The sequence below is a fragment of the Vibrio sp. 10N.222.48.A3 genome (genome assembly GCF_041475345.1).
Classification (GTDB): Bacteria; Pseudomonadota; Gammaproteobacteria; order Enterobacterales; family Vibrionaceae; genus Vibrio; species Vibrio tasmaniensis_A.
In genome coordinates this window covers 1-5,882 of sequence record NZ_JBFRVX010000038.1, presented here as the reverse complement: position 1 = coordinate 5,882, position 5,882 = coordinate 1, and the positions used below count along the sequence as shown (strand labels likewise).

5 protein-coding genes are annotated in these 5,882 nt (G+C 46.2%); 2 read left to right on the top strand and 3 right to left on the bottom strand.

Annotation, left to right across the window (positions count from 1 at the left end):
• Positions 1-82 precede the first annotated feature (82 nt).
• Positions 83-871, bottom strand: a complete 789-nt coding sequence (locus tag AB4653_RS01590) for an IclR family transcriptional regulator (protein ID WP_004731927.1) — start codon at positions 869-871, stop codon at positions 83-85.
• A 153-nt stretch (positions 872-1,024) separates the two neighbouring features.
• Between AB4653_RS01590 and pta the strand changes: the two genes are divergently transcribed.
• A complete protein-coding gene (gene pta / locus AB4653_RS01585) occupies positions 1,025-2,098 on the top strand; it encodes a phosphate acetyltransferase (RefSeq protein WP_009845778.1) in 1,074 nt (357 codons plus the stop codon).
• Positions 2,099-2,166: 68 nt separating this feature from the next.
• Positions 2,167-2,931, top strand: a complete 765-nt coding sequence (locus tag AB4653_RS01580; protein ID WP_009845777.1) for a TSUP family transporter — start codon at positions 2,167-2,169, stop codon at positions 2,929-2,931.
• Positions 2,932-3,015: 84 nt separating this feature from the next.
• Here the strand turns inward: AB4653_RS01580 and AB4653_RS01575 are convergent, their stop codons facing one another.
• Positions 3,016-4,734 carry a cobaltochelatase CobT-related protein gene (locus AB4653_RS01575; protein WP_032555084.1) on the bottom strand — a complete coding sequence of 573 codons (1,719 nt, stop codon included), beginning with the start codon at positions 4,732-4,734 and terminating at the stop codon, positions 3,016-3,018.
• A gap of 3 nt (positions 4,735-4,737) precedes the next feature.
• Positions 4,738-5,721, bottom strand: a complete 984-nt coding sequence (locus AB4653_RS01570) for an AAA family ATPase (protein ID WP_009845775.1) — start codon at positions 5,719-5,721, stop codon at positions 4,738-4,740.
• Between the last annotated feature and the right edge of the window lie 161 nt (positions 5,722-5,882).

Below are 5,882 nucleotides of genomic sequence, written 5' to 3'. Positions count from 1 at the left end.
AGCTCGTTAGCTCGTTAGTTCGTCCGTGCTTAAGTTGTTGCTTTCGAAGCGATAGCCACTCGAAGCGGTCTAAGAAAATGACCTATTGTTGACTCCAATTATCAGACTCTATCTTAGCGAGCGCTTTTGCTGCTTTTTGAAGAGCGGGTAGGTACTTGATCGCTTCATCAGGTTTGACTCGAATTACAGGCGCTTGTATCGCTAGGCCGAGGTTTGATTGACCCGTAGATGACGGGATCAGTACCGCGATACAGACTAAGCCCGGCAAAAACTCTTCGTCATCAATCGCAAAGCCTTGGATTTTCGCTTCTTCGATGTCTTTCTCTAACATCGAATAGTCTGTAATAGTGTTCACTGTGTACTGAGTCAGTGGCACATTTTCAATTAATCGTCTGCGCTGTGACTTAGACATGTGCGCCAAAAACAGTTTTCCGCTTGCTGAGCAATGTACTGGGACGCGAGAACCTGGGTGTAGATGAAAACGAAGGGGTGCTTCAGTTTCTGCACGATCAAGATAGATGATCTCGCCACTTGATAGCGCCGTTAGGTTACAGCTTTCGCCAACTTCTGCTCTCAGGTTTTCAAGAATAGTGCGTCGGGCACTGTGCATGGTGCTATTCAACAATAGGTTTTCGGCAAGCTTTCTGAGTCGAATACCTGAGCTGTAGTGCTTCTCATCGCCGTCTCTTTGAATGATGCCTGCCGCTTCTAACTGCTGAAGCATTCGGTGCAGCGTAGGTTTTGGCAGTCCAGTTTCTTCGACTAATCCTTGAAGAGAAATAAACTCGTCTTTTTGCGCTATCACCTCTAATAGTGCAAAAAGTCGGAGAGTCGGTGTATCCCCTTGAACTGGTGGTGTTTCTGTTTGCATATAATGATCCATCCTTGCGATATGTCTATGCCTAAGAGTGTACATACCAAATCATTATTCTTCAATTATCTGAATAAAATTTGACCTTTTTTATTATTCCAATAATATAAATATAAATTATGGAACAATTAATCTCAATAAATGGAATTTAAGATGAAGGCGATTGAACGGATTATTGATAAGGCTCACTTAGATCGTAAGCGAGTGGTTTTGAGTGAAGCTGAGGACCCGCGAGTACTAGCAGCCGCAAGAATGGCGATAGACAAACAGCTCGCTCACATCACCCTAGTAGGGGATGAACCAGCGATCATCGCTGCTGCAGAATTACATCACATTGATCTTGTAGGCATTCACATTGTTTCCCCACAAGCGTCATCACTCAAAGAAGTCCTCGCTGAGCGGTTGTATACATTAAGAAAAGCGAAAGGTATGACTTACGATGATGCGCTAGAGCTGGTTCTAGACCCACTCGTTTTTGCCAATTTGATGGTCAGAGAGGGGCTGGTGGATGGCACAGTTAATGGTGCGGTTTATACCACGTCTGATGTGGTACGAGCTGCGCTTCAGATTATCGGCCCCGCGCCAGACAGTGAATTGGTGTCCAGTTTTTTTCTGATGATGTTGTGTGAGCCTTTCCATAATCTTAAAGGCGGCATGATTTTCAGTGACTGTGGGTTGGTGATTAACCCTAATGAAACCGAGCTAGCATCGATTGCAGTGGCCGCATCAAGCAGTGCTCAAACGCTACTGATGGAAGAACCTAAAGTCGCAATGCTATCGTTTTCGACCAACGGTAGTGCCAAGCATGAATCGGTCGATAAGGTTCGTAACGCGGCTCAGTTAGTGAAACAACGTTGTCCCGGAATCGCCGTCGATCAGGATGTTCAACTCGATGCCGCGATTGTGACTGAGATTGCCGCGAAAAAGCTGCCAGATTCAGAGGTGAAAGGTCAATCGAACGTGTTGATATTTCCCAATTTAGAAGCCGGTAATATTGGTTATAAGCTTGCGGAAAGGTTAGGTGGGGCAGTTGCGATTGGTCCACTATTACAAGGGTTGAATCAACCTGCGAATGACTTATCAAGAGGGTGTAACGCACAAGACATCTTTAATGTGATCGCGGTGACCGCGGTACAAGCACAGCAAGGAAAAACAGCAAATTCAAAGACTGACGTGGCGGCTGATTCTGAAAAAAGAGATGAATCGACATTTGATTTTAGATACTAAAATCTAGCTCCTGAAGCTGATACTCACATTCAAATCAACCCCCAAAAACAACCTAACTAGGACTGCTGATGGAGTTACCTGTTTTACTCGCTATTCTTGCCACCATCGCGGTGGGTACCTATTTTCAAACTGTCACCGGATTTGGCCTCGGTATCATCGTGATTGGTTTAACGGTTAGCCTTAATCTGGTTTCCTTACCCGTTATAGCCGCTGTGGTCAGTATTGTGACCTTGTTCAATTGCTTGGTCGCATTGATGGGTAAGCCACTGCTTGGGGAACTCAAGATTCTGGTGGTGTTGGTCATCGGTATTATTCCCGGCGTTTCGATGGGGGTGTACTTGCTGGACGAGTTAAGCGAATCGGCCACGCATATTCTCCGAGGACTATTGGGTGCCATGGTGCTATTCGCAGGTTTGAGTTTTATGTTCAAACCTAAAACCAGAAAGGATCGTTCGGCAACTGTATCGTTTTTGTTGTCTGGTTTTAGTTCTGGCTTAGCGGGTGGGTTGTTTGGGATGGCAGGTCCACCGATTGTTTATCATCTTTATCGGCAGCCTTTTACGCTCGATCTGGTGCGAAGCACACTGCTGATGGTGTTCGCTTGTACGTCGATGTCGCGTACTGTCAATGTCTACGCTGCAGGCGACATGGAACAGAGCATACTGTGGTTATCTGCTATTGCTGTTCCCTTGGTGGCGCTTGTCACGATGTTTGCTCGACGTTTCCCACCGCCGTTGTCTAATGATCAACTCAGAAAGTTAGTGTTTATTGTGTTGATGTTGATTGGTGGGTACTTGATGGCGGTCTCTGCATGGTCGTTGTTTTTGGCTTAGAACGTTTTCTTTATCAAAATTATCTTTGAAGGAGGAGGGCTTGATTCTCGTTTAATGCTTGACGTCACCCTCCTCACTGACACGTCAGCGCTTTAGCATCTCAAAGATGTTCCTACATAGCCCGAACAAGCAGCTCTCTTGTACGTCCAAGGTAATGTTGTTGCGGTAGTACGGGCTCAAATCCACTCCCATCCCCACGCCATGAATCTCAATTCCGTTTTTGGTCGACTCACGTTCAATGACTTGTTTGAGGTGGTTATCCAAATAGAACTGATCGTTGGCAGTGCTGGTGGCGGTATCCATTGGGCAGCCGTCTGAGAACACGATCAAAACCTTTCTTTGAGCAGTGTGCTGTTGCAACCGCTGGCTAGCGAACTGCACCGCTTCGCCATCAATCCCCTCTTTAAAGACGTCTGCTTTACGAAGACTCGCAATGCCAAGGCGAGATCGTCTCCAATGCGTATCAAAACCCTTAAACACGATGTGCCGAACTTCGTTCAAGCGGCCTGGGTGTTTTGGTTGGCCTTGTTTAAGCCACTGCCGATAAACCTTGCCACCGTTCCAGTTGTTGGTAGTGAAGCCAATGATCTCAAATGGGATATCAGCCAATCCTACGGATTTGAGAATGGTGTCCATCAGCAGACTTAGCTTGTGACTGTGCTTTTGCATTGAGCCTGAGCAGTCCATCAAAAACGTGATAGCACATTGATGAGATACACCGATATCAGGTTGATAAAAGACAGTGCGATCCAATGGCGACGTGATGAGCTTGGTGATGGTGGGGGCGTTAACAATGCCTTCTTCTAAATGGTCCTGACGTCGGTTCCTCTGTGGTGTGGCAACAAAGCTAGTAAGCATAGCGGCTAAACGGCGAGTGTTTACTTGTCTCGCCATGATGTCATCGGTGAGTTTCTGCCTCAGTTCGAGTAATAGGGCGCGCCTGACGAGTTTATCTGCGGCGACAATTTGATCAAATTCTGAATTAAAGACCTGATAATTCGCACCCGACAACTCGAATACCTTGCTACTGCCCGTGATGTCAGTATCGACGTCTTGATCTTGAATGTCTCCATCAACGATAAGGGCAAGCTGCGCAAGGATTTTTATGTCTTCTTCAACCGTTGGCGTAGCCGAGCTATCGCTCTCTTGCTCTTGGTTGATGAGCTCTTGTGCAAGGGCAGCAAGCTCATTGGCGCAGTGAGCAAACTGTTGTTGGTCGGTTCTATGTTGCTTTAAGCGCTTAAGGTTGTACCCGAAAGTAGGCACGATGCCTGCGCGAGTCGATTCAATGGTCTCAGCGATAGGCTCAGACACCGGAACGCCAGTTAAGCGGGTGTGGATGACTTGCATCAGTGTAAACAGCAACATGCCTATTCGTGATTCGGTAAAGCCATTTTGATGATATTGGTCGCTCCAATACGCAAAGTTGAATTGGATACTGGTGGTCACGCCTTTTAGATAAGGCGGGACTTGAGATTCAATTCGGACCTGTTCGCAGAAGTCGTAAAGCAGACGTTCTATTTCGTTTTGAGGGCGCAATGAATAATGGAGGTCAGCGTCTGAAAGCAATAGTCGCAGTGCCGATGAATCGATCTTACCTTGCATCGATAGCTTGCTGCTTTTTAGCTCGTGGCGAGACACAAAGGTGAGATCGTTAGTATGTGCGGACTGGTAATAACAGGGCTTATTGCCTTTATAGAGACGTTCTCCCCGATAGTTCAGATTGAGTTCGCCACTGATTGCTCTGGCGACAGACACGCCAAGATCGAGGATCTTTTTCTGCTGGGAAGAAACATTGGCCATGGTTTACGACTCCGAGTGGGAATAGTTTTGAGTAGGCGTTTCTAAATCTTCACCAAAGCAACGGAAATAGTATTCGCTAACCAGTTCTTTTTCTTCGTCTTCACAGCGATTTAAGAATGAAAGCCTAAATGCCGTCGCAACATCGTCGAATATTTGGATATTTTCAGCCCAAGTGAGCACCGTTCGCGGAGACATCACCGTTGAAAGGTCGCCAGCCCGAAACCCGTTACGCGTTAATCCTGCGGTGGCGATCATTTTCTCAACCAGTTGTCGGCCACTTTCATTATTCAGATTTGGAAGCTTGGATAACACGATCTTGGTTTCATGTTGTGGGTCTAAATAGTTGAGCGTAGCGATGATGTTCCATCTATCTAATTGACTGTGGTTAAGCACTTGAGTACCCGAATACAAACCTGAAAAGTTACCCAAGCCAAGCGTGTTGCAGGTAGCAAACAGGCGAAAAGAAGGGTTAGGTGTGATCACTCGGTTTTGTTCTAAAGAGGTGTATTTCCCGTCTTGCTCCAATAACTGCTGAATCACAAACATCACGTCAGGGCGACCAGCGTCGTACTCATCTAACACCAGTGCGATGGGTTGTTGAATGCTCTGAGGAAGAATGCCTTCTTTAAACTCTGTTACCTGCATTCCGTCTTTAATGACGATGCTGTCTTTACCTATGAAATCCAATCGACTCAGGTGTCCGTCTAGGTTGATCCTCAAACACGGCCAATTCAATCTCGCGGCAATTTGCTCTATGTGAGAAGACTTGCCCGTTCCGTGCGTGCCTTGTATCAATGTGCGACGATTGGAGGTGAACCCTGCCAATATAGCCAGCGTCACTTCGGGGTCAAAACAGTAATTAGGATCGACTCTCGGCACATATTCACCCGGATGTTCAAATGCCATCACCGTTAGGTTACTGTCGATGCCAAAGCGTTCTCTCACGCTTACCGGCTGCGTTGGTACCAATTCCGCCTCTTTCATCATATTTCCCTCTATATAGCTCATCACTTGTCGCTGCTATCGCGATATGTCATCGATTATTAACAGCTCCAGTTAAGTTAACAGCACTTTTTGTACGAAAAACTACCAATAATGTGATCCAGTTTTATTAATTAGAATGAATTGTTCCAATTTAATATAAAAAG

Excerpts from the sequence above, each read along its gene's own strand:
- AB4653_RS01590 (WP_004731927.1), bottom strand. The coding sequence starts at position 871 with ATGCAAACAGAAACACCACCAGTTCAAGGGGATACACCGACTCTCCGA.
- pta (WP_009845778.1), top strand. The coding sequence starts at position 1,025 with ATGAAGGCGATTGAACGGATTATTGATAAGGCTCACTTAGATCGTAAG.
- AB4653_RS01580 (WP_009845777.1), top strand. The coding sequence starts at position 2,167 with ATGGAGTTACCTGTTTTACTCGCTATTCTTGCCACCATCGCGGTGGGT.
- AB4653_RS01575 (WP_032555084.1), bottom strand. The coding sequence starts at position 4,734 with ATGGCCAATGTTTCTTCCCAGCAGAAAAAGATCCTCGATCTTGGCGTG.
- AB4653_RS01570 (WP_009845775.1), bottom strand. The coding sequence starts at position 5,721 with ATGATGAAAGAGGCGGAATTGGTACCAACGCAGCCGGTAAGCGTGAGA.